This is a genomic window from Labilithrix luteola (assembly GCF_001263205.1).
GTDB classification, from domain to species: domain Bacteria; phylum Myxococcota_A; class Polyangia; order Polyangiales; family Polyangiaceae; genus Labilithrix; species Labilithrix luteola.
Window position 1 is genome coordinate 8,214,180 of record NZ_CP012333.1, and the last position, 26,203, is coordinate 8,240,382.

Consider the following 26,203-nt stretch of genomic DNA (forward strand, 5'->3'; position numbering starts at 1 on the left):
ATTGCTCAAGGTTCGTGTCATACCCACCCTGTTGTGGAAGAACGTCGGGCTGGTGAAGGGCGTTCGCTTCGACAGCTGGCGTCGAGTGGGAACGATCATGCCGGCCGTGAAGGTCTACAATCGACGCGAGGTCGATGAACTCATCCTCGTCGACACCACGGCAACGCAGGAACAACGGCCCCCCGAATACGCCGTGATCGAAGAGATTGCCGCGGAGTGCTTCGTCCCGCTGACCGTCGGTGGAGGCGTCCGGGACATCGAGACCGTGCGCGGTCTTCTCCGAGTGGGGGCAGACAAGGTGTGTATCAACACCGCCGCCTACGAACGGCCCGAGCTCATTCGCGAGGCCGCCGAGCGCTTTGGCTCACAGTGCATCGTCGTCAGTATCGACGCCAAGAAGCGCGATGACGGCACCCACGAATGCTACAGCCACTCGGGAACCGTCGCCAAAGCGCGCAATCCGCGGGCGTGGGCTGCCGAGGTCGAGCAATTGGGAGCTGGTGAGATTCTGCTCACGTCGATCGACCGCGACGGCACGATGGAGGGCTACGACCTCGAGCTCATCGAACAAGTGTCTTCGGCCGTGCGAATTCCAGTCATCGCGTCGGGCGGCGCTGGAAATTATCGGCACATGCACGAAGCCGTGCAGTGCAACGCGGCCGCTGTTGCTGCGGCGAGCATCTTTCATTTCACCGAGCAGACGCCGCGTGAAGCAAAGCTCTTTCTAAGAGAGCGCGGCATCGCGGTTCGCGATGCGCATGTACCTTGCTGAAAGGACGAAAGTCATGACGACCTACACCACGGAGCAGGAAGCTTTTTGGGCGAGTCAGTTCGGTGACGACTATACGGAACGGAACCAAGGGGCGCGGCTGCAGGCGGCCAACCTGAGTTTCTTTGGTCGCGTCGTCGCACGTACCACCTCCGTTCGCTCGGTTCTCGAGCTCGGCGCGAACCGAGGGCTCAATCTGCATGCGTTGAGAGAACTGTTGCCCGGAGTCGAGCTGGCAGGGTGCGAAATCAACGCGGAAGCTGCCTCGATTCTGGAGAGGGATGGATTTCGCGTCTACAAGGGGTCGATTCTCGAACTCAAGATAGACACTCCGAGAGACCTCGTGTTCACGAAGGGCGTCTTGATCCATATCGATCCGGAGGCGCTCCCGCGAGTCTACGACCTCATGTACCAAGCGTCTTCGCGGTACATCTTGATTGCGGAGTACTACAATCCGTCCCCCGTCGAAATTTCATATCGCGGGCACACCGGGAAGCTCTTCAAGCGCGATTTCGCGGGCGAACTTCTCGACCGTCACTCGAGTCTTCAACTCGTCGACTACGGGTTCCTGTACCGCCGCGACCCGAACTTCCAGCAGGATGACATCTCGTGGTTCCTGCTGGAGAAGCGCTGACGGTTGGTTCGACGGCGAATGTCGTGAAGATCGTACTCCTCATCAACACCATGGGCCGTGGGGGGGCCGAGATGCAGGTGAGGGATGTGGCCTTGCGTCTCGCCCGACGCCAGCACGAGGTCTCGGTCATCTCCCTGCTGCCATTCGAGGAATTCGAGGAGGAACTGCGCGCTGGCGGCGTGAGGACCGCGACGCTCGGTATGTCGAAAGGCAAGGCCTCCGGACGCGCCCTGTACGGGCTCGTTCGGCTGTTGCGCAGGATTCGAGCAGACGTCGTCCACGCTCATATGTATTCGGCAATCATCGCCGCTCGCCTTGCACGAATGGTGATGGGCATGACTCGCCCTTTCCGGATGGCTGTCCCGGCGCTCATCGGTACCTCTCACGCGACCTTTGAAGTCTCGAGTCTTCGCTACGCGGCCTATCGCGCAACGGATCGGTTTGGCGATCTTTGGACCTGCGTTAGCCGCGAAGGCCTGGAGCACCACGTCGAGAAGGGAGCGGTCTCGCGCGATCGCGCGCTCGTCGTCCCGAATGGCATCGACATCGAGGCGTTCGAGGCCGATGACGCACTCAGACACCGGGTCCGAGCCCAGTTTCGGCTCGATGATGCGAGCTTCGTCTGGCTTTCGGTCGGTTCCTTTCGCGACGAGGCGAAGGATTACGGCAATCTGTTGAGAGCGTTTCAGCGCGTTTGCCGAACGAGCTCCAAGGCGCGCCTGCTCATTGCGGGCGAAGGAATCCTGCTCGACGACAAGAAGCTACTCGCTCGCGAGCTCGGCGTTGCAGAGAACGTCGACTTCCTTGGGCTGCGACGGGACGTCGACGCGTTGATGCACGCGGCGGACGCCTTCGTGCTTGCCTCCGCATGGGAGGCGATGCCCGTCGTTCTCTTGGAAGCAGCGGCAAGTGGTTTACCTGCCGTGACAACGGATGTCGGCCAGACGCGCGATATCGTCAACGACGACACTGGCATCGTGGTGCCACCGAGGGATGATGCCGCGTTGGCGGAGGCGATGTCTCGCTTGATGGGGCTCGACGCGCGCTGTCGCCGAGAGCTGGGCAATGCAGCGAGAAATCACGTCGGTAGAGACTTCAGTCTCGACCGCATCGTGGACGTTTGGGAGCAGCAGTACGAGCGTCTCGCGGGACGCGGAACGCGCCAGGTGGCTTGACGCGGGCGTCGGCACGATCCGACTCGGTGCTCAGGCACAGCTCGCTCGCGTCCTCTTCCGCCTCCGCGAGGACGAGGTCTCGGGGAGCGTCCGTGGTCGCCGCGCAGCGCGAGAGCGTGGTTCTACCCGACTGGATCGCCTACGCTGGTCACATGGCAGGTAGCGAAGAACCGAATCTCGTTGCCGGGCGTGCCGTCCGTCTTCGACAGCTCCGCCGTCCCATGGAAGCGACCGACCGGTTCGCTGCGGTGCTCGCTCCGCTGAACGACGATGGAAAAGCTCTCGTCGAGCGGACACGGAGCTGGGTTGGTGCGCTCGACTATCATCACCCCGGGCAGTCCCGAGAGACGTACCTCGCCCATCCCCATCGCGTGGCCACGATGTATGTCGAGCAGGCGCCACATCCGACGGCCGACGGGATCGTGACGGCGCTGGCGCACAATGTTCTGGAGGTGACGAACACCTCCGAAGAAGCCCTCGTCGAGCACCTCGGTCGTGGTCCTGCGGCCGCGATTTCCGTCCTTACGGTGGACCGTGCACGCCAAGAAGACCCGGCCTATCTGCGCGCGTATTACCAGGCAATCTCGGAAACGCCCCTCGCGCCGAGTGTGAAGGTGCTTGACAAGGTCGATAACCTTTACCTTCTTTGTCTGAACGCGAACGACCGCGTTCGTACTCGCTATTTGGCCGAGATCGAGGAACATCTCATCCCACTGGCAAGAGCTTCGATTCCGAGCGTCGTACCGTTGATTGGTGCCCTCGTAGAAGACAATCGGCGCCTCGGCCATAGGCCGCTCGAGGTGCTCATGACGGAGGTGGAGTGATGGAACCCTCGTTCAAGGGGCGTGTTGCTCTCGTGTGCGGTGCGAGCGCGGGGATCGGTTCGGGCATCGCGCTCGGCTTGTCGCGTGCCGGTGCCGATGTGGTCTTGCTAGCGCGAGGCGCGGATCGTCTCGCGGCCACTGCTGCCGAGATCGAGAGCGTCACGGGTCGGAAGCCGGCGACCGTGGTTGGTGACGTCGCTGATCCGTCCATCGCGGATCGCGCGGTTGCCGCGGCACAAGACACCTTCGGACGACTCGACATCCTCATCAACAATGCAAGCGGACCACCGATGGGGTCCTTCCTTGCGCACACGAACGACGCGTGGGACGCCGCGTACCGCACCAGTCTTTGGTCGGTCGTTGCGTTCACCAAAGCCGCCGTTCCGGGCATGCGCGAACGAGGCTTTGGAAGAATCGTCAACATCACGAGCATCGTGGGCAAGGAACCGTCTGCGTTGATGGTCCTCTCCGGAGTCTTCCGTGCGGGCGTGTCGGCGTTCACCAAGGCCATCGCGAGTGAGCTGGCGACGACAGGCATCACGATCAATTGCGTGGGGCCCGCCGCAGCTTTTACCGCCCGCGCCGAGCGCCTCACGCGCGAGACCGCCGAGCGGGAAGCCATCTCCTACGACGAAGCGCTCTCCCGTGCGACCGCTGCGCTCCCCATGAAACGGTTCGCCACCCTGGACGAGGTCGCCGCCGCCGTCCTCTTCTTCGCATCTGCACAGGCGAGCTACGTCACAGGCACAACGCTTCTCGTCGATGGAGCCACGTCGAAGGGCATCTTCTGAGGTCGCCGTGATAGCAGAGATGCTGCCCGCTCATCTCTTCCGACCGGATCTCTTCTCTGATCCGGCGCCGGTTCGCAGTGCCGCCTCCGACGATGAGCGAGACCAGATCGCTACGATACTGAGTGAAGGGTACGAGCACGTCGGCGCTCCGTTCGCCGTCGAGCGCTGCGGTGCGCTTCACATCAACTCGAACAACTATGTCGTCCGGACGACACGCGGCGAGACGCTCCTCGTGAAACGCCTCGGCGGTAGCCCTCCACCCGAGCTCGAAACGCAGCTTCGGCTCGCGGCCTGGCTCGCTGGAGAAGGGCTCCCATTGCCCGCGCTACAGCGAACTGCAACCGGTGCGCTCATCCACGCCAATCCGGCGCGTGGCGAGAACTACTGCGTTCTTGCGTTCGTTCCGGGGCGGCACTTCTCGGGTGCGCATGCGGAGCTCGCACCGATGGGGAAGCTGATCGCCGACATGACGTTGGCACTGGAGCGAGCGCCTGCCGTTCTCCGGCCTTCTTCGCCTGTTCCTCTCGTCGGCAATGCGCAGTGCGAAATTTGGCGCGAGCTCGAGAGCCGAGCGCTCGACGAAGTGCTCGGCCCCGAACGTGGCGCCGAACTCGCGGCGCACCGTGCGGTTGTCGCAGAGGCGCTCGAAGAGGCGTATTTAGCATCGCAGCTCGAGGCGCCGTCCGACTTGGCGCACATCGATCTTCACCCGCACAACCTTCTCGTCGATCGCAATGGCCCAGAAGCGGTCCTCGATTTTCCCTCCCTACGACGCGCGTCGGCTCCCGTCTTCATCGCGTTCGGGGCGCTGAAGCTCCTTCGACAGGCCGGCACACAGCTTCCGCCAGAATGCCGACGCCGGTCCGAGCTCCTCCGGCTCCGCGACCTTTTTCTAGAACCTTGTCTCGTTCGGCTCGGTGCGCGCGTGGCTCCGAGCCATCTCGGACAGAGGGCAAGGATCGAAATCGTTCGGCGTATCTTTATCCTGATCGAGCTCAGCCTCAGGAATGGTGACCGACGATGGAACCACGTTCTTCCCGTCCACCTCGCGGCTCTCGAAGAGTCTCGTATTCTCTTCGAAGCATGATCATGAAGAACATCTGCCTCATCCCGGCACGCGGCGGTAGCCAGCGCATCCCACGGAAGAATGTCAGACGCTTCCATGGGCGTCCGATGATCACGTACTCGATCGCCGCCGCGAGGGCCGCGAACGTTTTCGACAGCATTGTCGTCACGACGGACGACCCAGAGATCGCGGATATCGCGCGCAATGCGGGGGCTGAAGTCCCATTCCTGCGTCCGGCAGAGCTCGCCGACAACCGGGCACTGCCCATCTGGGCACTGCTCCACGCACTCGAAACACTCGCTGCGCGCGGTCGGACGTTCGACAATATGTGCCTTCTTTATGCGACGGCGCCATTTGTTCGACCTGCCGATCTCCGGGAAGGGGCGTCGATCCTCGAGAGCGCACCTGAGGTTCCATGCGTTCTAGCGGTTACGGATTTCGGCTTTCCCATTCTTCGGGCCCTCAAGATCGCCCCCAACGGCTCTCTCGAGATGTTCTGGCCCGAATACGAAACAACACGCTCGAACGATCTTCCCGTCGGATACCACGATGCCGGGCAGTTCCTCTGGATAAGGACCCCGGTGGTTCTTCGCGAGAAACGACTCTACGTCCCCGGGATGCAGCCGCTGGTATTGCCGCGTTATCGAGTACAAGACATCGATACCGAAGAGGACTGGGCTCGCGCCGAAAAGCTCTACGCGCTGCTAGAAGGGGCAGCTGAACGATAGGTTTACCAAGGCTCGCACGATGCCCGCCGTCGACGATGACTTCTTATCCTGGCGACGAGTCACGAGAGCGTTTGTGGCGTCGGAGTGCCGTCGCGGTCCTCCCGCTCACCAACCACGTCGGCCTCAGTAGCGACCTCATCGACGTCCGTGCCCCAGACAAAGAGGTCGTCAGGGTCGGAAGTGCGTGCCAGCTACTCTGACCCGGTGACCCGACGAGACCATCGTTCGCACGAACCCGACTACCTGCTGCTCTTTTCGTCGCATCTCCCCGACGATTCAATGCCGAAGCCTCGTGCGGCAGGATTCAACGGCGGATTGATCGTTCCGCTGCCCGAGTCTCGCATCGTGACCTGAGTCGCGTCCGGAGGCTGCGGGCCATCGCCTCAGCCTCCAGCGGCGGCTTCGCCCATCGACAGACTCTCCATCCCGTAGCGCCGGCGGAGTGTTTCGAAGTGGTCGAGCAGGCGTTCGAGGAAGGCCATGCTCTCCTTCGGGTACTTGCCGAAGTTGTGTGGGTGCCACCAGAGGTGGAAGAGCCGGCCCGACTTCGCGGCGGACGTCATGGTGCGCTCGAGGCGGTGACGGCGGAGGGGGTCAAGGCGACGGAGGCGAGGGGAGTAAGGGCGGAGAAACGCGCTCGCGGGGACGTCCGTCAGGCCGCGTGTGTCCGAGGATGGCTCACCGAGGCGAGGGCCGCCGAGCGGTAGATACGCATCCGCGAGGCGGAAGGCGCGGCGGGCGGGGGTCTCGGCGCGTTCGGCGCGGTAGGCCCAGTGACGGCCGTTGGAGCGATAGGCGCGGATGCCACGCTGGCGAAGGACGTCGGCGTAGCGTTCGTTGAGCTGGTTGCGCGGGAAGACGATGCTGCGCATGGCATCGCCGTAAGGCGACGAGATCTTCGCGGCGGCTTCGAGGTCGGCGTCGAACTGCTCGGCGGTCTGGCCCGCTTCGAGGCAGTAGTAATGCGAGAAGGTGTGGGTCGCGAGCTCTTGCCGTGGTGTCTTCGCGATGTGCCGCACGAGCGACGGCGCGTAGTGGAACGGATCGGACGCCTCGTCGTCGCCGATCTCGCCAATCGCGTCGTACGGTGAGAGCGCGCGGTTGTCGTACGTCGGCAGGCGCGAGGGGACGTGACGCTCGAGGTCCTTCTTGTTCTCGGCGAAGAGGAAGCCGACCGTGGCCCAAGTTGCGGCGATGCTCTTTCGCTCGAACAGGTCGAGCATCGCCGGAATGGCCTCGCGGACACCGAGGAGGTTGGCGCGGTAGCCGTCAACGCTCGTGTGATCGCGAACGCCCCAGTGCAGCTCGAAGTCGAGGGAGATGACGAGGGCAGGGCGGCTCATGGGCGGCTCGTGGTGAGGTGCGTTCGGCGTCGGGTTCGGCGTTAGACGGTGTCGGAGTCGAGATAGCTCAGGTACCAGTTCGTGCGCTCTTCGACGACGGACCTGACGCTCGGATCGAACGCGCGCGCACCGAAGTGTAGCTCGATCGGGCGGAGGCGCTCGGGAAGGGGCACGAAGGCGTGACGCGCGTAGACCAAAAAGTTCGAAGAATGCGGGAACGACCAGGCAAGGATCGAGTCGACGCCGTCGTCGGCCATGGCGCGAACCGCGAGGCCCAGGAGGTGCGAGGCTCCTCGCCACCCCGACGGCGAACGATCGTGCATCAGCTCCATGACGTACCCGATACGACCGCCGTGCTTGTTCTTGGTGGCGAAAGCACAGAGCGCGACGAGCTCGCCGCCTTCCTCCAGGGCGAGCACGCGGTAGTTCTCCTCCGGCTTCCGGAAGAGTCGCCAGTCGAAGTACGTGGCACTACGATCGAGCGCGACGCCGATGTTCGACGAAAAGCGCGTCCAAAGGCGCGTGATGCGCTCATCTGCAGAGACGAGCTCCACGACACCCGCGCGGCGTCGATGTCCACCGAGCACGAACGGAAAATCGGGCACGAAATGCTTCGCCGTGCTCCCGAGTTTCAAGCGATCGGCGACGTAGGACGCACGCAACGGCCGGACGAGGAAGGGCACGGGATCGAGCGATGTCCAGCCCAGCTTCTTGAAGAACCCGTGCGCCGAGTTGCCGTTCGGGAAGCCGTAGATGAGCGCGGCGCCATCGTCGGTCGCTCGTGCGAAAGTCTTCTTCGCGAGCGTGACGAAGAGACCCTTCCCGCGGAAGTCGCTGTCGGTGAGCGTGTCGAGGGACTGAAGCGCGAGCCGCTTCTCGCCGTTGACGCGCACAAAGCCCGGGAGGCTGGCGTAGATCGCTGCGATACGCTCACCCTGATCGGCCACGGCGAGATCGACGAAGAGGCGATCGGTCGTGTTGTCGTAGTACTGCCACGTGAGCGACTCCGCGGTACGCGCCCGCGGATTGTTCCGAGCGAAGCACGCGCGAAAGAGATCGAGGTCGCGCGGATCGCGATGCATCGCGCGGAGCTCGAGTGCTTCTGTCGCCGACGCGGCATTCGTTCGTTCACTCATCGCCCGTCCCCCGTGCCGCGGAACTTCGGCATGGTCACATGACCTTCGGCCGAGATCCCATCACGTGCGAGGACCTTTCGCGCCGTTTCGAAGAGGATCTTGGCATCCAAGCCGAGGCTCCAGTTATCGACGTATTCGACGTCGTAGCGAAACTTCTCGTCCCAGCCTAGTGCATTGCGCCCGCGGATCTGTGCGAGGCCGGTGATGCCAGGCAAGACGTCGTGCCGACGCGCTTGTTGGCTCGAATAGAGCGGCAGGTACTCCATCAAGAGCGGTCGTGGACCGACGAGCGAGAGCTCTCCCTTGGCGACGTTCCAGAGCTGCGGAAGCTCGTCGAGGCTCGTCGCGCGTAGAAAGCGACCGACGCGTGTGAGTCGTTCGGTGTCCGGAAGGAGATTGCCTTCGCGATCGCGCCCGTTGCTCATCGTCCGGAACTTCATGATGGTGAACGGCTTGCCATGCAGGCCGGGGCGAACCTGCCGGAAGACCACCGGAGAGCCCATCGACGCACGCACGGCGACGGCGACGGCACCGATGAGCGGTGCGGATGCGGCCAAACCGGCGATGCCAACGGTCCGATCGACGAGCTTCTTCAGAACGAGACGAAAGCCACGCTGTCTCACGTCGCCTCTTCGCTCGTCGCACGCACCGTCGACGATCGGGCTGGAGAGCTCGCTCGCGGGGACGGCGGGGAGCCCAGGACCTCGCGAAGTGCGTCAGGCCCATCGCCCAGTTTCGCCTCGCACCACGCGGCGAGCGCGAAGGCATGCCACAGGAGAATGGGATCACGTTCGAGCCATGCCCGGCGAGCCGTTGCGGAGGAGAGCTCCGACGGCTCGAGTAGGCCGAAACGTTCCAAGCGGGAGCGTTCGAAGAGGCGGTCGCACGCGGAGGCGAGTGACGTTGTGAGCCACTTCTCGACCGGCACTCCGAAGCCCCACTTGCCACGCTGGGCAAGCTCTCGGCCGAAGCGGCGTTCGTGCAGCGCGCGGAGGACGCGTTTGCCGTTCGTTCCGAGTGTGAAGCGTTCGGGCAGGCCCACGCCGAGCTCCACCACCCGATGATCGAGGAACGGGACGCGCGCTTCGAGGCTGAACGCCATGCTCGCTCGGTCGACCTTGGTGAGCATGTCGTTCGGGAGCGGATTGAAAAGATCGGCGGCCGCCGTGCGCTGCAGGGCGCTTCCGCGAGCCGCATCGAAGCGCTCGACGGCGAGGCGCTCGAAGCGCGAGGCCTGCGTTGTTCCGCGAACCAGCTTCGCCGTTTGGGCGATGGTGCCGAGTTCGGTGAGCGCGACGTACGCCTCCGCATCGTCACGCGCGAGGCCGCGACTCGCTTTGCTCGCGACTCGCAGCAGGTTTCCGATCCGAGTCGAACGGTCGGTGCGCGAAGGGAGCCGCGAGAGCGTTTCGTGAGCGAGGCGACGGAGGCCAGGCACTCGGTCGATCCAACGTCTGGCGCGAAGCATGCGGTACTTTGCGTAGCCCGCGAAGACTTCGTCGCCGCCGTCGCCGCCCAGCGCCACTTTGTAGTCGCGCGAAACGTGACGGCAGAGCATGTACGTGGCGAGGCTCGAGCTGTCGCCGAAGGGTTCGTCGTACGCGAGCAGCGCGTTCGCGAGATCCTGGCGCGCCTGGTCCTCGTCGAGCGTCTCGACCTGGAGGGGGACGCCGATGCGCTCCGCGGTCTTTTTTGCGTGCGGTGACTCGTCGAATCGCGGCTCACGAAATCCGATCGTGTACGCTCGCAAGTCCGTCTTCTCGGCCGCGTACGCCGTGATCAGCGACGAGTCGATTCCGCCGCTCAGGAATGTCGCGAGTGGAACGTCGCTCTCGAGATGCTCGTGCACCGCTCGTCGAAGCGCGCTCTCGACGAGATCGCATGCATCGTCCAGACTTCGCACGCGAGCCGCTTCAATCGAAGGCGTGAGTGACCAATAGGCGCGGGTTCGCCCCGTGCCTGTCGTGAGGTCGAGGTCGAAGCGATGGCCGGGCGAAAGCCGCTCTACACCGCGGAAGATCGTCGCGTTCTCCGGAACGTAACCCCACGCGAGCATGGCGTGCGCCGCGTCGCGATCAAGCTCGAACTTCGAGGCCAGCGGCGCGTACGTGCGATCGAACGCTTGCAGCTCGGACGCGAAGGCCAGGTGCCTTCCGTTGGTAGCGATGAAAAGAGGTTTGATGCCGAACCGATCTCGGCTGAGCACCGCGCGTCGGCGCCTTCGATCGTGGATGCAGAAGGCCCACATGCCCACGAGATCGCGCTCCACACTCTCGGGGTCGCGCTCGTAGAGACGGAGGATCACCTCCGTGTCACTTCGCGTTCGGAAGTGGACGCCTTGCCGGATGAGCTCCTCACGGAGCTTTGGCGCGTTGTAGATCTCGCCGTTGTAGACGAGGGCGACGGACCCGTCCTCGTTGACCATCGGCTGATGCCCTTGCGCGACGTCGACGATCGCGAGCCGGCGCATGCCGATCGTTGCGTCCGGATGATCGAGTACGCCGCCTCCGTCGGGCCCGCGATGAACGATGCGCCCGGCCATGCCGGTCACGACGTTGCGAGCGACCGAGGGCGTTTCACCAAGGAGGCCGACGATGCCACACATGACCGTGTGGGCTATACCACGTCGTATTCACCCGATGGAAACGAGGGCGTGCTAGGGTCCGCCGCATCGGGAAGCCATGACCGACGCCGACTCGAAAGCGCCGCTCGTCGTTCTAGGAGCCGGTGGACACGGTAAGGTCGTCGCGGACATCGTGCTGGCAACCGGGGCGACCATCCTTGGTTTTCTGGATGACCGAGTCGCGCCCGGATCGCGCATCCTGGGGCTGCCCGTACTCGGCCCTCTCGAATGGCTCACGACGAATCCGGCACGCGTGGCCCTCGGTGTAGGAGACAACCTTGCGCGGGCGCGCGCGGCTGACGTTATCCAGGCGGCAGGCGCATCGTTGGCGACGGCAATTCATCCTCGCGCCGTCGTGTCGCCGTTCGCACGCATCGAAGAGGGCACCGTCGTGATGGCGCTCGCGGTCGTCAATCCGGATGCAATCGTCCAGCGAGGCGCGATTCTCAACACCGCTTCGGTCGTCGAGCACGACTGTCGAGTCGGTGCCTTCGCTCACATTTCACCGAACGGAGCGCTCGCGGGAGGTTGTCACGTCGGCGCGCAGGTCCACCTCGGGATCGGGGCCTCGATGCTTCCAGGTACGCGCGTCGGCGACCGATCCATCATCGGCGGTGGTGCCCTCGTGGCGCGAAACCTCCCACCAGACGTCGTCGCAAGCGGAGTGCCTGCACGTGTACTGCGTCATCTGACCACCGGTTCAGGCTGAGGGCACTTGGCATCGAATTTTTCGGAGACGATGATGAACCTCGGTGATCGCTTGCGCCACGAAACATACCGGACAACGATCGGCGCCGGCACAGCTACAGACGTTCGCAACCTTCGTGATGTGCGCAGCCGCACGGAAGTTTACGACTTCGGCGTCGAAACCAGGGAAGCTTCTTGAGCCGCATCTATCTCTCAGCGCCGCACTTGGGACCCCTCGAGGAGGGGTACGTTCGCGAGGCGTTCGCGACGAACTGGGTGTCGACGGTCGGACCTAATCTCGAAGCCTTCGAGAAGGCATTCTCCGAGCTCGTCGGCGGGCTTCCCTGCGTTGCACTTGCGAGTGGTACCGCAGCGATCCATCTCGGGCTCAAACTTCTCGGCGTCGGCAAAGACGACGAGGTCATCTGTCCGACGCTCACCTTCGCCGCATCGGCGAACCCCATCGTCTATGAAGGCGCACGGCCGGTCTTCGTCGACAGTGAGCGAAGGTCGTGGAACCTGGATCCCGAGCGGCTCGCCGAAGCCATCGAGGATCGGGTCAAGCGCGGCCGCAAGCCGAAGGCGGTGGTCGTGGTCCACCTGTACGGGCAGAGTGCCGATCTCGACGCGATCGAGAACGTGTGCACGCAGCACGGCATCCCGATCCTCGAGGACGCCGCCGAGGCACTCGGGACCCAATACAAAGACGTCCAGGTCGGCACTCGAGCTCCGCTGTCGATCTTCTCCTTCAATGGAAACAAGATCATCACCACCTCCGGCGGTGGAATGCTCGTCGCGCATGATCCTGCCTGGGTCGCGAAGGCGCGCTTCTGGTCTCAGCAGTCGCGCGAGCCGAGCATCGCCTACGAGCACAAGGAGCTCGGATACAACTACCGCATGAGCAACGTCCTCGCCGGGATCGGGCGGGGACAGCTCGCTGTTCTGCCGGAACGCGTTGCGGCTCGTCGTGCGGTGGCGGCGCGCTACGAAGCGGCGTTCCGTGACCTCCCGGGCCTGTCGCTCATGCCGCAGGCGCCGTGGGGGCTGCACACGAACTGGCTCAGCGTGTTCCTCGTCGACTCCGGAGCGACGCGCGACGCGATTCTGCAAGCGCTCGCGGCGGAAGACATCGAAGCGCGGCCAGTGTGGAAGCCGATGCACCTGCAGCCCGTCTTCGCCGACTGCCCGCGTTACGGCGGCGAGGTCGCGGAGGACCTCTTCACGCGCGGCATCTGTCTGCCGAGTTCGAGCAGTCTGACCATCGAGGATCAGCAACGAGTGATCGACGTCGTCTCGCGCGTCGTGACGAGCCGCAGCGCGACTCGTACGCCGGCGCGCCAGGTAACCCCCGGCGGTGAAACATGGGCGTCGCGCGGAGGCTGATCGTCCAGTATCGGCGCGCGCTCGTCGTCGCCGTCCATCTTGTGCTCTGGACGGCAGCGCTGCTGCTCGCGCTCGCGTTGCGGTTCGACTTCGAGATCCCGTCGGCGTACGGCACCATCGTGCCGCGGCTTCTCGTGGCGTCACTCGCCGTCCGCGTGCTCGTCCACTGGCGGCTCGGCCTCTTCCACGGTCTCTGGCGCTACTCGGGGGCGCGCGATCTGCGTTCGTTGCTCTGGGCGGCGACCCTCTCGAGCATCGCGCTCATGGCCTGCTGGGCGTTCATGAGCACGGGCAACTTCCCGCGCTCCGTGTTCGCGCTCGATTGGGCATTCAGCATTCTCATCGTCGGTGGTCTGCGGTTCAGCATTCGCACGATCAGGGAGGTGACGCTCCAGAACGCGATGCCCCAGTCGAGTGGGAAGCGGCGCCGGATTCTCGTCATCGGAGCGGGCGACGCAGGCGAGATGCTGATGCGTGAGATCGTCCGCATTTACGCCAAGCGCTACGAGCCGGTCGGTCTCCTCGACGACAACGCCGGCAAGCATGGCGAGCACATTCACGGTGTTCCCGTGCTCGGACCCATCAGCCAGGTGACCGAGCTCGCGGCAGAGAAGAAGATCGACGAGATCATCGTCGCCATTCCCTCACTGAGCGGCCGCCAGATGCGCGAGCTGCTCGAGCTTTGCCGGCCCACCGGTGCTCAGATTCGCACGCTGCCCGGCGTCGACAACCTGATCGACGGCAGCGTGACCGTGAGCCAGCTCGCCGAGGTCAACATCGAAGACTTGCTCCGACGCGTGCCCGTCACGCTCGATGCAGAAGCGATCGGCCGTTCGATTCAAGGGCGGGTCGTCATGGTGACCGGTGCTGGTGGAAGCATCGGCTCGGAGCTGTGCCGGCAGGTTTCACGCTTCAATCCCAAGCGACTTCTGCTCGTGGAGCAGGCGGAAAACAGCCTCTTCCACATCGATCGCCAGCTCCGCGCGGAGCACCCGTCCGTCGACATCGTGCCGTTCATCGCGGACATCTGCGATTCGCGTCGCCTCGAAGAGATCTTCGCGGCCGAACGACCGCACGTCGTCTTCCACGCCGCGGCGCACAAGCACGTCCCGCTGATGGAGGCGAATCCGGGCGAGGCGATCAAGAACAACGTCTTCGGCACGAGGAAGGTCGCCGACCTCGCCGATCGCTACGGGGCCGAGAAGTTCGTGATGGTTTCGACCGACAAGGCCGTGAACCCCACGAGCATCATGGGGGTCTCGAAGCGGGTCGCGGAGATGTACGTGCAGGCGCTCTCGCAGCGCTCGCGCACGCAGTTCGTCACGGTGCGCTTCGGCAACGTCCTCGGCAGCGCTGGCAGTGTCGTGCCGCTCTTCCGCGAGCAGATCGCGAAGGGCGGGCCGGTGACCGTCACGCACCCCGAGATGCAGCGCTACTTCATGACGATCCCCGAGGCGTGCCAGCTCGTCATGCAATCGGGCGTGATGGGGAAGGGCGGCGAGATCTTCGTGCTCGACATGGGCGAGCCGGTGAAGATTGTCGACCTCGCGCGCGACCTCATTCGTCTCTCGGGCTACAGCGAGCGCGACATCGAGATCGAGTTCACGGGCATGCGTCCGGGCGAGAAGCTCTTCGAGGAGCTCGCCGTCGACGAAGAGAGCGTCGACAAGACCAAGCATCCCAAGATCTACGTCGGCAAGTTCCGCCCCCACGCACTCTCCGAGCTCGAACGCGCCTACGAGTCACTTCACGCCGTCAGCAACGGCAGCGATGTCGACGCCGTGAAACAGGCCTTCAAGGAGATCGTGCCGGAATACAAAGGCGGGGTCTCGATGACGCTGCCGCCCGACGAACCTCCGGTACCGACGGAGCGGAGTTCTCAGTCGATCGTCTCGACGGGGGACAGGCCGACGCCCGCGCTCGCGTAGAGAACGGTCGCGTGAGAAGTCGTCGTCTTGCCGCCTCACGCGGAGATTGGTAGTCACCGCGTCGTGCGTCGGCCGAGGCTCGTGTATGTCGTCACGCATCCGGTGACCGCGGACGTTCTGCTCCGCGGGCAACTCACCTTCATGCGTGAGCGAGGGTTCGAGGTCAGCGTCGTCTCCGCGCCTGGACCGGAGCTCGATCGCGTGCGCGAGCGCGAGGGCGTCGAAACCGTGGTCGTGCCCATGGTCCGCAACAACGATGCGAAGGCCGACGTCGTCTCGCTCGCACGGATGGTGCGGGTGCTCGAGCGGTTGCGTCCGGACATCGTGAATGCGGGCACGCCGAAGGGCGGGCTGCTCGGAATGATCGCCGCGCGTACGCTCTCGGTGCCCGTGCGCATCTATTTGCTGCGCGGACTTCGTCTCGAGACGGTGCACGGCGTCCTGCGTCCGATCTTGGCCGCGACGGAGCGCATCGCATCGACGTGTGCCCACGACGTGGCATGCGTGAGCCCGAGCCTTCGCGACATCTCGGTGGCGGGAGGGTACATCTCGAAGCGCAAGGCGACGATCATCGGGGCGGGGTCCTCGAATGGCGTCGACACCACGCGTTTCCAGCGCACGCCCGAGCTGCGGGCCGAAGGCACCCGCCTTCTCGAGTCCCTCGGCGTTCCTTCCGATGCGCCTCTGGTTGGCTTCGTCGGCCGTCTCGTGGCGGACAAGGGGATCGCCGAGCTCCTCGATGCATTCGCGATCGTGAAGCGTGAGGTGCCGGCCGCGCGGTTGGTGCTGCTCGGCGGTGACCTCGGCGATGAAGTGGCCGATGCCTCGCTCGTCGCCAAGGTTCGTGCGGCGGAAGGTGTCGTGGCGACGCCGAAGATTCGTGACCTCGCGCCCTACTATGCGCGCATCGACGTCCTCGGGTTCCCTTCGTTTCGCGAGGGCTTCCCCAACGTGGTGATGGAAGCCGCGAGCGCCGAAGTTCCCGTCGTCGGCTTCCGATCGACAGGGGTCGTCGACGGCATCGTCGACGGAGAAACGGGCGCGATCGTCGATCAGCGGGACGTCGCGGGCCTGGCGCGCGGCATCACTCGCTACCTGAAGGACCCGAAGCTCGCCGCCGCACACGGCCGGACGGCACGTGCGCGGACCGAACGTCTCTTCCGGCACGAGGTCGTCTGGAACGCGTGGTTCGAGGCCTACGAGGCTCGTCTGCGCGCGCGCGGGCTGCCCTTGCCGAAGAGCTGAACCAGGGCTCCGTCCCGATTTCGTTTCAGCTCCGCCGACGACAACCGTTCCCGGAGGTGTGACTCCCTTCATTGCTCCTGGTCCTCGCGCGCGCCGGCTCGTTGCCAGCGGCTTCGCGTTCTCCGTCGCGGTCGCGACTCTCTGCGCCTCCGCGACAGCCCGTGCCGAAGCGCCGCCCGCAAGGGACACGAAGGAGGCGCCGCCGGCCGAGAGCTCGTCCGTCTACACCGATGGCGGCCTTCTCGGGCCGCTGCGCTTCGGGCCGACGATCGGTGTCGGGGCGCCCGATGGTGGGCGGGTTTCGTTCGCGTTCAAGTATGCGGGGGTTCTCGCGCTCGGCGCCTCGGGGGCGTACTTGCCCGAGACCGAGATTCCGACGACGGGCGCGAGCGTCAAACGCGTGGGCGGTGAGGCCTTCGCGCGCGTGCATCCGTTCCGAGGCGCGTTCTTCCTCGAGTTCGCGGCGGGCTACGCGCAGACGAAGGGAGCGGTCACCGAGGAGACCGAGGCATTCAACAAGGCCACGAGCGTGTCGGGGCACGCGTACGCCGCGACCACGTACCTCGCCCCGAAGCTCGGCTACCAGTGGATGCTTCCGCTCGGCATCACCGCGGGCTTCGACATCGGTGTCGAGATCCCGGTCCACTCGCGCGGCCCCACGTACGACGTCTCGAAATACGGGCTCGTGCAGCCTGTGGAAGCGAGCGGTCCGGTCGCCACGGCCATGCGTTACGTCGCCACCGGCGTCGTTCCTGTCGTTCACCTTCTCGACCTGGGGTTCATGCTGTGAACACGATCGTGCGAAGCGTCTTGGTGGGGGCGTGGATCGGGGGCGCGGCTCTCGTGAGCGCCTGCGGAACGGATCCCGAGCCGGTCACCGTCCTGTGCACGGACTTCCGCGTCGGGGCGGATCTGAGTGACGCGGAGTTCGGAGTCGGCAAGGCGCTCGAGCCTTCGTACGTCGCCTTCGCGCAAGCGGCGGGCGATCTTGCGGCGACGGCTGCGATGACGCTCCGCGAAGTCGGCAGCTCGTGTCGGGGACTCGCCGTCGATCTCGGCGCCGACGCGAAGGACGGACGCCTCGCAGGCCTCGTCGAACCCGACCTCTCGAAGACCTGGTGCGCGATGGCCGTGGAGCGCTTCGCGCTCGTGAGGCCGAAGCTCGAGGCCGCGCACTACGACGTGAAGGTGGTGCTCCCGCGATGCGCGGTGGATGTCGATTACCAGACAACGTGTGAGGCGCGCTGCAAGACCGACGCGTCGTGCGTCGAAGCCTCGAACGAGGAGCGATGCCCAGTAGCCAACCGTGAAGGCCTCTGTCCGGGGCTTTGCACGGGAACTTGTCAGGGAGCGGAGACCGCGCCCGCGATGTGCGAAGGCTTCTGCGCCGGCACATGCTTTGGAACGTGCGGTGACGACGATGCGAGCCGCGGCACGCGTTGCGAACAGACGTGCACCGGAACGTGCAACGCTGGTTGCGAGGCGCGAGACGGGAAGGGGATGCAGTGCGACGCGCGCTGCACCGGCGGATGTTCCGCGGCGCTCGTCGCGGCGGTCTGCACGGCCGATCTTCTCCCGCCGCGATGCGCGGGCGACGTGGATTGCCAGCGCAGCTGCAAGGCGAGTGCTGCCGCGCGCGCGTCGTGCTCCGGAGGCTCGTTCGACGTGCTCGTCGACCCGGAGGCGCGGAAGGACGCATCGCTCGCACGTGTCCTTGGCGCGATGGAACGCCATCTTCCCGCCCTCTTCGTTGCGGCACGAGGTCGCGCCAAGCTCCTGTCAGACGATGCTTCCGATCTCGTCGACTCGGCCGGCAACATCCTCGCGAGGACGGAAGAAATCGGCCAGAAAGGCGCGGCCTGTGGAGTCCTCATCGGACAGACGGGCGATGTCGCAAGCAAGAGCCTGAAGACCGCCATCGACGGTGCGCAGAAGGTTGCAGCGGTGGTCGCGGACGATCCAGCCCCCTAGCAACCTGGACGGAGAATAACGGCTGTAGGAAAATGGCGCGGTGCAGGCTCAATATCCGCCCGGACAGCAGCTGCCTGGGACGGTCTACCGCGTCGTTCGCCACCTGGCGACTGGGGGAATGGGAAGCGTCTATGACGTCGAAGACGTCACGGTCGGCAAACGCTACGTCCTGAAGACGCTCCATCCCCAGCTCGTCTCGCGCGTGGATCTCGCGCGCCGTATGGAGGCCGAAGCGCGCACACTCGCGAAGCTGCAACACCCGAACATCGTCGACGTCGTGACCGCAGGCGTCACCGTCGACGAGGCGAAGATGCCGTTCTACGTGATGGAGCGGCTGAACGGGCAGAACCTCCGCGTCGTCCTCGAGAAGAAGAGCTCCCTCGAGCTCGTTCATTGCTATCGCATCGCGACCGACGTCCTCGAAGCGCTCGAGCACGCGCACGAGAACAACGTCATTCACCGCGACGTGAAGCCGGAGAACATCTTTCTCCATCGCAACATCAACGGCACCACGATCACGAAGCTCCTCGACTTCGGCATCATGCGCCTGCTCGACGGCAAGTCGAGCCACACGCACGGCAAGTTCATCGGAACGCTGCGCTACGCGTCACCCGAGCAGATCATGGGCGGTACGCTCGGCCCGGCGACGGACATCTACTCGCTGGGCGTCGTGCTCTACGAGATGGTGTGTGGACGCGGCCCGTTCGACGACGTCGGCGACGCGTACGCGATCGGTGCGGCGCATGCCCAGCGCCCTCCGCCTCCGCTCTCGAGGTTCGCCGCCGTTCCGGAGGCGCTCGAGCGGCTCGTGCTCAGCATGCTCGCCAAGGACGGTTCGCAACGCCCGCGCGACTGCTTCACGGTCGCGAGCGAGCTTCGACGGCTGCGCCGCGAAGAGGAAGCTGGACCTCCCCGCGCAGACACGGAAGTGAACGTGCTCTCGTCGGTGCCGGTCACGCGGCAGGCGAGCCTCGAGTCGACGGCGGCTGGCGCCGCGCGCGCCGCGCTCGCACGAACCGAGGCTTCCCCGGTTGGTTACGTGGTGACGCCGCAGTCTCGTCACGTGTTCACGCCTCCGATGGCGACGGGCGCGAGCGGTGTCGGTCGCACGGAGATGCCTTCGGCTGTTGGCGACACCTTCGTCGACCCTAGCCGCGCCGCCCCTCAGGTCCCGCCCGAATTTGCGGCGACGGCCTGGAGCTCGCCTCCTCCTGCGCCGTTCCCCATTCCATCGCAACCTCCTCCCGCGCAGGTCACGGCTTCGGTTCCGCCGCCGGCGCCGCTCCCGCAGGCGCGCCCGATCGATCGCAACGCACCCACGCGCGCGGGGCTCGTCTTCGGTCAGACGCAGCGGCTCGCACAGAACGGAACGATGATGGAAGATGTCGCTGCTCCGTTGCCTCGCGAGGTCGAGGTGCGAGCGGCGCTCGTCCAGCGCGGTGCCCTCGATACGACGCTCGCGAGCGCGTCGAACGAGCTGCTCGGCGAAGGCGCGGCTGAACTTCGCTTTCCGTCAACGCCGCCCCCGACGGGAACGGGCGGAGGGACCGGACCGCTCGCAGGCGAAGCTTCGACGAGGCCGCCCGAGCGTCGTGGCCTCGTGCCGATCGTCGCGGCGGCCGCCGTCGTTCTCGTCGTCGGCGGCGTGGGAGCGGTCACGGTCGCGAAGCGTGCGGGGCTTCTTGCACGCAACGCGACCGCCTCGGCGAGCCCATCCGATTCCGCTCGTGTCGCTGTCGAAAAGCCCAAGAGCTCGCCTGAGGCCGCTCCCGTTGCGAGCGCAGCCGTGACGGCGACGGCGACTGCACTCGCGAGCGCACCGGCGGTCGCAAGTGTGGAGGCCGCCCCGGTACCCAAAGCGACCGGGCCCAAGGCACAGGGTGGATCTCGCTCGATCCCGGTCGCTGCAGGACGTGGGGCAGCGCCCCCAACGCAGGCGCCCGTTCCTACATCTCCACCCGCGACGCCGCCATCGCCGCCCGCTGCGAAAGCAGAATCGTTACCGACGCCGCCGAAGCCAGCGCCCAAGACTCCGGCCACGGGCCCAGGAACGGGAACAGGAACGGGAACTCCCAAACCCGAAGACGTCGGCTTCGACTGAGTGTCACGCGTTTCTCGAAGTCGCGAAAATCGGATAGGCTTTTGCCTGAATGGGAGTCGAGCGAAACGATACCGACCCCAGCCAGTCCCGCGCGATGGGTGGTCGAGGGAGCGAACCTTCGCATCCGGTGCCGCAGGATGGGCGGGTAGGTGCTGCTGCGGAGCAGCCTGGTCTCGTGGACTTCGATGCGCTGCATGCGGCGCTCGGTGTCGGTGAGCACGCACAAGGCGCCGTTCGCCCGCGCGAGCCGTCCGTCGGTGCGAGCGAGGTCCTCGACGAAATCGCGGCCGAGATCGCACCACGCGTGGGTGAATCGTCAGGGCGCACCAACGCTCACTACGCCTCGTCGCGTCCACACACGATACCGCCAACGCGCGCCCCGGTCGAAGATCCGAACGTGCCCGCGGTCATCGTCGACGAGCCTCCCGTAGCCGACGATCTGCAGACCACCACACCGATCGCAGCGCCGATGGCGCGACGTGCAGCTTCGAGCGGATCGATCCCCACGTCGGGTCGCACCGGTACCGCTCTGTTGCCGAAAGCCCTCATTCCGGAGCCCGCTCCGCCTCCGTCACAGCCGCTCACGCCGCCGCCCTTCAGCGCTCAGGCGGCGCAGACCGGGCCGAGCGTAATGAAGCACACGGTGCCGATGGTCAATCGGCCTCGCCGTCCGCGCGCACAGACCATCGTGGTTCGACGTCGCGGACCGTCGGCGAAGCAGAAGCTCCTCGCGTTCGTCTCGATGCTCGTGCTCGTCACGTGCTGCGGAATCGCGGTGATCGTGTGGCGGAAGCCATCGTGGATCGGGCTCTCCGCGGGCGTCACGCCCACGCCGACCATGACGCAAACGGCGATGGCGCCCGTCGTCGCTCAAGCCTCGACGATCGCCACCACCGGAACGACATCGACTGCGTCGGCATTGCCGCCGGTCACGGCGCCGAGCGTTGCGAGTGCCGCGTCGTCGGCGAAGAAGACCCCCAAGCCTCCGACGACCGCACATCCCGCGAGCCACTGAAGCTGGCAGTGATCTGCCGAAGGCCTAATCAGGGCTTCGGCGGGGCGCAGACGCCGATGACGGAGCATCGCGGGAGCGTGCCCGTGCAGTCGTCGTCGCTCGTGCATTCGTCGGAGCAGTAGTGCTGGTCGGTGGGCAGAGGGCCGCCGATGCAGAGCGAGCTCGCGCACTCGTTCCCCGACGTGCACTTGTCGACGCCGTTCTTGCCGGTGCCGCGCACACCCGGCTGGCAGGTGCAGTCGGCGTTGTCGTCGCACTCGCAGCGAAGGTTCGCGTCGCATTCACGGTTCACGAAGCACGTCGCGCCCGTTCCTCCGTCGCCGCTCGGTGCCGCCGAGTCGGCGTCGTTGGTGGTGGCGTCTTTCGTGGTCGCGTCTTTGTCGTCGTCCCCCGTCGAGCCGCTGTCGCCCTTGGTGCCCGTCGAGGAGTCCTTTTTGGTACCCGTCGAACCATCGACGACCGGTGGCCCGTTGTCCGAAGCGCTGTCGCTGCTGCTGCAGGCGGCGACCATCGAGAGAACTCCCGCTGACGCGACGAGTCCGAGGGAAGCGATGCTGGCCAAGGAAAGAAGAGGCGACGATTTCATCGCCGCTGCTTTGTCATGCGATCGGGCAACGCGCCACCCCCGGACCGGCACATTCTTGGCCCGAATCGCGCGGATTGGTTAGGTGTCGCGAGCGGAGGATTGGCCATGCAAGAGCGTCGCAAGCAGCGAAGTGGTTCGAGGGACGAAGCTCTCCGGCTCCTGCTCGAGTCGGTCCTCAGGCGCAGCGAAGCGTCGTCGATCGCGGTGGTCGACGAGTACGGCCTGGTCGTCGGCGGTGCAGGAGACGAGCACGAGCTCGACATCCTCGGGGCCGTCGCGGAGCCCGCGGCCTCCGGCCCGATGAGCGAAGCATGCGAGCAGCTGACGAACGGCACGGACGTTCTGTCGCGCGCGGTGAGCACGGCGCACGGCACGATGTTCCTCGCGGCGCTCGGCGAGCGCGTACCTCGGATGCACGAGGCCGCTCGCGGCATCGAACGCATCTTCGCGATGACGGGCTGACGTTTAGCCGTTTCGACGAGGCTTCATCGGTACCGGCACGCTCGTGTCTTCGGGCCAGGCGTGCCGAGGATACTTGCGCATCAGTTCCTTCCGGATCGTCGGGTAGTGACGATCCCAGAAGCCCGTGAGGTCGGTCGTGACCTGGACGGCGCGCTTGTTGGGCGCGAGCAGGTGGAGCACGATCGGCACGCGTCCGGCGTGAGGGGTCGTCTTCGTTCCGAAGAAGTCCTGCAGGTACGACTCGAGCCAGGGCGGCTTGCCGTCGTCGTACTCGACCTTCGCGGCGCGTCCGCTCGCGAGCGTGATGCGATCGGGCGCGAGCTCGTCGATGCGTGCCCAGGAGCCGGTCTCGGCGCGTAGCGTGCCGAGGAGATCGGCGCCTTCGAGCTCACGAAGCAGCGTCTTGCCGGCGCACATCGCGCGGACGGTGTTGGCGACGTCGTCGTCGCTCGGCGCGCGGATGGTCGAATCCTGCGAGCTGGCGAAGCGCACGCGCGCGAGCCAACGATCGAGCGCGTCGTCGGGCGCGAGCGAGCGAAAGCCCTTGGCCTTCACGCGATCGAAGAGCAGCTGGCAGACGCGCGGGTCGTTCTTGTCGAAGCCCTTCGACTCGGCGATGGCCAGGCCGTCGTAGAGCATCTTCGAGCTTCCCACGACCGCGCCTTTGGCCTCGTCGAAGGTCACGTCGGCGACTTCGCGGATGCGATCTTCGAAGAGCTCGATGAGCCACTCGGGCTCGATGCCGCTCGCGACGCGGACGAGCGTACGACCGCGAACGAGCTCGGCGGACACGGCGACCATCCACGGGGCGTCACGCACGGCGCTCGTCTCGGAGAGCTCGGCGGTGCCGCCTTCGGCGAGCGCGAGATCGCGAGAGCCCTGCTTCTTGCGCCTCGCCACGCGATCGGGGAAGCCGGCGAGGATCGCGAGGCGAAGCGCGTCGTCGTAGGCCTGACCGGTGGGGCGCTCTCCCTTGCCTTCGCCCTTCCGACGAACCACGCGCGAGAGCTGTTTTTCGGCGCGTGACGCGGAGTGTACCGATCCTTGGTCGAGGCCGATCGCCCGAAGGGCATGACCGGAAAAGCCGCTCGCTTCGGCCTCGCGATAGAGGTCGAGCAGCGCGAGAACGTCGCTCTGTTCGGTGGCCACGTCGAGGGCGCGGCCCGCGTGCCCCCCGCCGTCGAAGCGCGTCTTCGACGACGAACGTAGGTCGCGTTCCCCGATGAGCGCCGCGAGCACCACGCCGTCTTCGGCGACGTTGCGCTTCTCGGCCTCGACGAGCATCCGTGCCTGGCGCGGGTGCAGAGGGAAGTCGAGCATGCGCTTGCCGATCGACGTGACCTTGCCGCCCTCGTCGATCGCGCCGAGACGTCCGAGCAGCGTCTCGGCGGCACGCCACGCATCGGGCTTGGGCGCATCGAGCCAGGCGAGGTCGCTGGCTCCGGCTGCGTGCAGCTCGAGCATCGTCTGCGAGAGATCGACGCGCTGGATCTCCGGCGAATCGTGCTCGGGCCGTGCCTCGAAGTCGGCCTTGGTGTAGAGGCGGAGAGCCTTGCCGGCGCGCGTTCGTCCTGCGCGTCCTGCGCGCTGCACGGCCGAGGCCCGGCTCGTCTTCTCGATGGCGAGCGTCGGCAGGCCCGACCACGAAGCGTGACGCACGACGCGCACGAGCCCGCTGTCGACGACGGCGACGATGCCTTCGATCGTGACGCTCGACTCGGCGACGTTCGTCGAGAGAATGATCTTGCGGCGTGACGACGGGCCGACCGCGCGATCCTGATCGGCCGGCGAGAGATCGCCGTGGAGTGGAAGGAGCGCGAGGTCGTGTTCGCTGGCGAGCTTCTCGCACGACTCCATCGCGCGACGAATCTCGGCGGCACCGGGCAGGAAGACGAGCACGTGGCCGTCGAGCCCGGTCTGCACGAGCGATCGGACGGCCGAAGAGACCTGGAGCTCGAGCTTCCGATCGTCCGGCGCGGGGAGATGCTCGATCGTGACGTCGAAGCGCTTGCCCTCCGAACGAAGAACCGGGCAGTCGAGGTACTCGGCCACCGGCCCGGCATCGAGCGTGGCGGACATCGCCACGAGCCGCAAATCCAGGCGCTTCGTTTGCTGGAGCCGCCGCAGGAGCGCGAGCGCGACGTCGCCCTGCAGATGACGCTCGTGGAACTCGTCGAGGAGCACCGTCGAGACGCCGCGGAGCTCCGGATCGGCAAGGAGCCGCCGCGTGAGGATGCCCTCGGTGACGAATCGTACGCGCGTCTTGTTGCTCGAGACGTCTTCGAAGCGAACGGTGTAGCCGACCGTGTCACCGAGGCGCTCGCCGAGCTCGTCGGCCACGCGCCGAGCGGCAAGCCGCGCCGCGAGACGACGAGGCTCGAGCACGAGAATTTCGCCCGTCGTGCCCGCGTCGAGCAGCGCTCGAGGTACGCGCGTCGTCTTGCCCGCACCGGGCGGCGCCTCGAGCACGAGCGACGCGCGCTCCGCCAGCGAGCGGACGACGTCCGGCAAGATCGGATCGATGGGGAGGGCGGTGAGGACGGGAGCGGCCAAAGGAAAATTCGGGGAAATCGGAGGGCAGGCGGGACGGGCAAGTGCGGACGGCTGGGCTAGGGACGTCGAAACGTTGGCGGCCGGCGCAGGTTCGCGGTTAATAGCTCGGGTGCGCGTCGTCGAGAACGTTCCGCTTTCGTCTTTCACGACGCTGAAGCTCGGAGGGCCTGCGCGGCGCCTCGTCTTCGCCGAGAGCGAGTCCGACGTCGTCGAGACCATTCGCGCCGTCGACCAGGCGATGGAGCCTCTGCTCGTTGTCGGTGGCGGCAGCAATCTCGTCGTCGCCGACGAGGGCTGGGGCGGCGTCGTGCTCCGCATGGCGACGCGCGGCATCGAGCCGGCGGGCTCGAAAGACGGCCGTACGTTCGTGACCGCGGCCGCCGGTGAGGTCTGGGACGAGTTCGTGGCCTGGGCCGTCGGAAGCGGACTTTCCGGCGTCGAGTGCTTGGCCGGAATTCCCGGGCTCGTGGGGGCCGTGCCGATGCAGAACGTCGGTGCGTACGGGCAGGACGTTGGCGAGACGATCGTTCGCGTTCGCGCGTGGGACCGCGATGCACGGCGGGTCGTGGCCTTCGATCGGGAGGCCTGCGGATTCGCCTACCGGCACAGCGTGTTTCGCGGGCGCGATCGACACGTGATTCTCGACGTCACGTTCGCGCTCGAACAGACCGACCTGAGCCAGCCGCTACGCTATGCCGAGCTGACCAAGGCGCTCGGCGTATTGGCCGGCGGCCGCGCACCGCTCGCCCTCGTTCGCGAGACGATCATCGCGCTCCGGCGCAAGAAGGGCATGGTGCTCGACCCGGCCGACCACGACACGACGAGCGCCGGGTCGTTCTTCACGAACCCGATCCTCGATGCGTCGTCGCTCGAGGCTCTGCACATGCGTGTTCGACCGCTGCTCCGCGAGGGCGAGACGATGCCCACGTTCCCGGAAGCCGACGGGCGCGTCAAAGTGAGCGCGGCGTGGCTCATCGAGCGCGCCGGCTTCACCAAGGGTTTCGGTTCGGGCCCCGTGACCATTTCGCAGAAGCACGCGCTCGCGCTCACCCATCGTGGAGGCGGTTCGACGCGCGACCTGATCGGGCTCGCTCGCACGGTTCGCGACGGCGTTCGCGAGCGCTTCGGCGTCTCGCTCGAGAACGAGCCGGTGTTCGTCGGCGTCGCTCTTTAGGTCCTCGAA

24 protein-coding genes are annotated in these 26,203 nt (G+C 65.9%); 18 read left to right on the plus strand and 6 right to left on the minus strand.

Annotated features, from left to right (window positions below):
• Position 1 precedes the first annotated feature (1 nt).
• The 8 genes from wbuZ to AKJ09_RS53535 all read left to right on the plus strand — a co-directional run bounded on the left by wbuZ (position 2) and on the right by AKJ09_RS53535 (position 6,341).
• Positions 2 to 772 (plus strand): glycosyl amidation-associated protein WbuZ, encoded by a 771-nt coding sequence (wbuZ, locus tag AKJ09_RS35635; RefSeq protein ID WP_146652310.1) that lies wholly within the window; start codon positions 2 to 4, stop codon positions 770 to 772.
• Positions 773 to 785: 13 nt separating this feature from the next.
• Positions 786 to 1,403 (plus strand): pseudaminic acid biosynthesis-associated methylase, encoded by a 618-nt coding sequence (locus tag AKJ09_RS35640; protein ID WP_146652311.1) that lies wholly within the window; start codon positions 786 to 788, stop codon positions 1,401 to 1,403.
• Entirely contained in the window at positions 1,379 to 2,578 is a 1,200-nt protein-coding gene (locus AKJ09_RS35645; protein WP_146652312.1) for a glycosyltransferase, read from the plus strand. Before AKJ09_RS35640 ends, AKJ09_RS35645 begins: the two co-directional genes overlap by 25 nt.
• Positions 2,579 to 2,949: 371 nt before the next feature.
• Positions 2,950 to 3,402 (plus strand): hypothetical protein, encoded by a 453-nt coding sequence (locus tag AKJ09_RS35650; RefSeq protein WP_146652313.1) that lies wholly within the window; start codon positions 2,950 to 2,952, stop codon positions 3,400 to 3,402.
• On the plus strand, positions 3,402 to 4,193 hold the full coding sequence (locus tag AKJ09_RS35655; protein ID WP_146652314.1) for an SDR family oxidoreductase: 792 nt from the start codon (positions 3,402 to 3,404) through the stop codon (positions 4,191 to 4,193). The genes AKJ09_RS35650 and AKJ09_RS35655 overlap by 1 nt, the downstream gene beginning before the upstream one ends.
• 7 nt (positions 4,194 to 4,200) lie before the next feature.
• Positions 4,201 to 5,280, plus strand: a complete 1,080-nt coding sequence (locus tag AKJ09_RS35660; RefSeq protein WP_169928133.1) for a phosphotransferase enzyme family protein — start codon at positions 4,201 to 4,203, stop codon at positions 5,278 to 5,280.
• Positions 5,277 to 5,987, plus strand: a complete 711-nt coding sequence (gene pseF, locus AKJ09_RS35665; protein WP_205633895.1) for a pseudaminic acid cytidylyltransferase — start codon at positions 5,277 to 5,279, stop codon at positions 5,985 to 5,987. Before AKJ09_RS35660 ends, pseF begins: the two co-directional genes overlap by 4 nt.
• A 204-nt stretch (positions 5,988 to 6,191) precedes the next feature.
• Positions 6,192 to 6,341, plus strand: coding sequence for a hypothetical protein (locus AKJ09_RS53535; RefSeq protein WP_169928134.1), 150 nt, complete (start codon positions 6,192 to 6,194; stop codon positions 6,339 to 6,341).
• Positions 6,342 to 6,370: 29 nt separating this feature from the next.
• On the opposite strand, the gene AKJ09_RS35670 is transcribed toward AKJ09_RS53535, so the two are convergent.
• Genes AKJ09_RS35670 through asnB form a run of 4 tightly spaced genes read right to left on the minus strand, consistent with a single transcriptional unit; the run spans position 6,371 to position 11,071 of the window.
• A complete protein-coding gene (locus AKJ09_RS35670) occupies positions 6,371 to 7,330 on the minus strand; it encodes a polysaccharide deacetylase family protein (RefSeq protein WP_146652316.1) in 960 nt (319 codons plus the stop codon).
• Between the two features lie 41 nt (positions 7,331 to 7,371).
• Positions 7,372 to 8,466 carry a GNAT family N-acetyltransferase gene (locus AKJ09_RS35675; RefSeq protein ID WP_146652317.1) on the minus strand — a complete coding sequence of 365 codons (1,095 nt, stop codon included), beginning with the start codon at positions 8,464 to 8,466 and terminating at the stop codon, positions 7,372 to 7,374.
• On the minus strand, positions 8,463 to 9,089 hold the full coding sequence (locus AKJ09_RS35680; protein WP_275936674.1) for a sugar transferase: 627 nt from the start codon (positions 9,087 to 9,089) through the stop codon (positions 8,463 to 8,465). Before AKJ09_RS35680 ends, AKJ09_RS35675 begins: the two co-directional genes overlap by 4 nt.
• Positions 9,086 to 11,071 carry an asparagine synthase (glutamine-hydrolyzing) gene (gene asnB / locus AKJ09_RS35685; RefSeq protein WP_146652318.1) on the minus strand — a complete coding sequence of 662 codons (1,986 nt, stop codon included), beginning with the start codon at positions 11,069 to 11,071 and terminating at the stop codon, positions 9,086 to 9,088. The genes AKJ09_RS35680 and asnB overlap by 4 nt, the downstream gene beginning before the upstream one ends.
• Before the next feature lie 76 nt (positions 11,072 to 11,147).
• Here asnB and AKJ09_RS35690 point away from each other — a divergent pair, with 76 nt between their 5' ends.
• The 8 genes from AKJ09_RS35690 (at position 11,148) to AKJ09_RS35725 (ending at position 21,419) form a co-directional block, all read left to right on the plus strand.
• Positions 11,148 to 11,798 carry an acetyltransferase gene (locus AKJ09_RS35690; protein WP_146652319.1) on the plus strand — a complete coding sequence of 217 codons (651 nt, stop codon included), beginning with the start codon at positions 11,148 to 11,150 and terminating at the stop codon, positions 11,796 to 11,798.
• A 173-nt stretch (positions 11,799 to 11,971) separates the two neighbouring features.
• Positions 11,972 to 13,159, plus strand: coding sequence for a DegT/DnrJ/EryC1/StrS family aminotransferase (locus tag AKJ09_RS35695; RefSeq protein ID WP_146652320.1), 1,188 nt, complete (start codon positions 11,972 to 11,974; stop codon positions 13,157 to 13,159).
• Positions 13,138 to 15,087: a polysaccharide biosynthesis protein gene (locus AKJ09_RS35700; RefSeq protein WP_146652321.1), complete on the plus strand. Its 1,950-nt coding sequence runs from the start codon at positions 13,138 to 13,140 to the stop codon at positions 15,085 to 15,087. The genes AKJ09_RS35695 and AKJ09_RS35700 overlap by 22 nt, the downstream gene beginning before the upstream one ends.
• A 63-nt stretch (positions 15,088 to 15,150) precedes the next feature.
• A complete protein-coding gene (locus tag AKJ09_RS35705; protein WP_169928135.1) occupies positions 15,151 to 16,332 on the plus strand; it encodes a glycosyltransferase family 4 protein in 1,182 nt (393 codons plus the stop codon).
• A 58-nt stretch (positions 16,333 to 16,390) separates the two neighbouring features.
• Complete coding sequence (locus tag AKJ09_RS35710; protein WP_146652323.1) at positions 16,391 to 17,122, plus strand: hypothetical protein; 732 nt, start codon at positions 16,391 to 16,393, stop codon at positions 17,120 to 17,122.
• Between the two features lie 8 nt (positions 17,123 to 17,130).
• The gene (locus AKJ09_RS35715; protein WP_146652324.1) at positions 17,131 to 18,303 is read left to right on the plus strand and encodes a hypothetical protein; all 1,173 of its coding nucleotides are present in this window, start codon (positions 17,131 to 17,133) and stop codon (positions 18,301 to 18,303) included.
• Positions 18,304 to 18,343: 40 nt separating this feature from the next.
• The gene (locus tag AKJ09_RS55715; protein ID WP_146652325.1) at positions 18,344 to 20,404 is read left to right on the plus strand and encodes a serine/threonine-protein kinase; all 2,061 of its coding nucleotides are present in this window, start codon (positions 18,344 to 18,346) and stop codon (positions 20,402 to 20,404) included.
• A 49-nt stretch (positions 20,405 to 20,453) separates the two neighbouring features.
• Positions 20,454 to 21,419, plus strand: a complete 966-nt coding sequence (locus AKJ09_RS35725; RefSeq protein WP_146652326.1) for a hypothetical protein — start codon at positions 20,454 to 20,456, stop codon at positions 21,417 to 21,419.
• A gap of 28 nt (positions 21,420 to 21,447) precedes the next feature.
• On the opposite strand, the gene AKJ09_RS35730 is transcribed toward AKJ09_RS35725, so the two are convergent.
• Positions 21,448 to 22,005, minus strand: a complete 558-nt coding sequence (locus AKJ09_RS35730; protein ID WP_146652327.1) for a hypothetical protein — start codon at positions 22,003 to 22,005, stop codon at positions 21,448 to 21,450.
• A 105-nt stretch (positions 22,006 to 22,110) separates the two neighbouring features.
• Here AKJ09_RS35730 and AKJ09_RS35735 point away from each other — a divergent pair, with 105 nt between their 5' ends.
• The gene (locus AKJ09_RS35735) at positions 22,111 to 22,467 is read left to right on the plus strand and encodes a hypothetical protein (protein WP_146652328.1); all 357 of its coding nucleotides are present in this window, start codon (positions 22,111 to 22,113) and stop codon (positions 22,465 to 22,467) included.
• A gap of 3 nt (positions 22,468 to 22,470) precedes the next feature.
• Here AKJ09_RS35735 and hrpB read toward each other — a convergent pair whose 3' ends face one another.
• Entirely contained in the window at positions 22,471 to 25,020 is a 2,550-nt protein-coding gene (gene hrpB, locus AKJ09_RS35740; RefSeq protein ID WP_146652329.1) for an ATP-dependent helicase HrpB, read from the minus strand.
• Positions 25,021 to 25,129: 109 nt separating this feature from the next.
• Between hrpB and AKJ09_RS35745 the strand changes: the two genes are divergently transcribed.
• Entirely contained in the window at positions 25,130 to 26,194 is a 1,065-nt protein-coding gene (locus AKJ09_RS35745) for a UDP-N-acetylmuramate dehydrogenase (RefSeq protein ID WP_205634080.1), read from the plus strand.
• Positions 26,195 to 26,203 lie beyond the last annotated feature (9 nt).

Excerpts from the sequence above, each read along its gene's own strand:
- AKJ09_RS35640 (WP_146652311.1), top strand. The coding sequence starts at position 786 with ATGACGACCTACACCACGGAGCAGGAAGCTTTTTGGGCGAGTCAGTTC.
- AKJ09_RS35655 (WP_146652314.1), top strand. The coding sequence starts at position 3,402 with ATGGAACCCTCGTTCAAGGGGCGTGTTGCTCTCGTGTGCGGTGCGAGC.
- pseF (WP_205633895.1), top strand. The coding sequence starts at position 5,277 with ATGATCATGAAGAACATCTGCCTCATCCCGGCACGCGGCGGTAGCCAG.
- AKJ09_RS35670 (WP_146652316.1), bottom strand. The coding sequence starts at position 7,330 with ATGAGCCGCCCTGCCCTCGTCATCTCCCTCGACTTCGAGCTGCACTGG.
- AKJ09_RS35675 (WP_146652317.1), bottom strand. The coding sequence starts at position 8,466 with ATGAGTGAACGAACGAATGCCGCGTCGGCGACAGAAGCACTCGAGCTC.
- asnB (WP_146652318.1), bottom strand. The coding sequence starts at position 11,071 with ATGTGTGGCATCGTCGGCCTCCTTGGTGAAACGCCCTCGGTCGCTCGC.
- AKJ09_RS35690 (WP_146652319.1), top strand. The coding sequence starts at position 11,148 with ATGACCGACGCCGACTCGAAAGCGCCGCTCGTCGTTCTAGGAGCCGGT.
- AKJ09_RS35700 (WP_146652321.1), top strand. The coding sequence starts at position 13,138 with ATGGGCGTCGCGCGGAGGCTGATCGTCCAGTATCGGCGCGCGCTCGTC.
- AKJ09_RS35725 (WP_146652326.1), top strand. The coding sequence starts at position 20,454 with ATGGGAGTCGAGCGAAACGATACCGACCCCAGCCAGTCCCGCGCGATG.
- AKJ09_RS35730 (WP_146652327.1), bottom strand. The coding sequence starts at position 22,005 with ATGAAATCGTCGCCTCTTCTTTCCTTGGCCAGCATCGCTTCCCTCGGA.
- AKJ09_RS35735 (WP_146652328.1), top strand. The coding sequence starts at position 22,111 with ATGCAAGAGCGTCGCAAGCAGCGAAGTGGTTCGAGGGACGAAGCTCTC.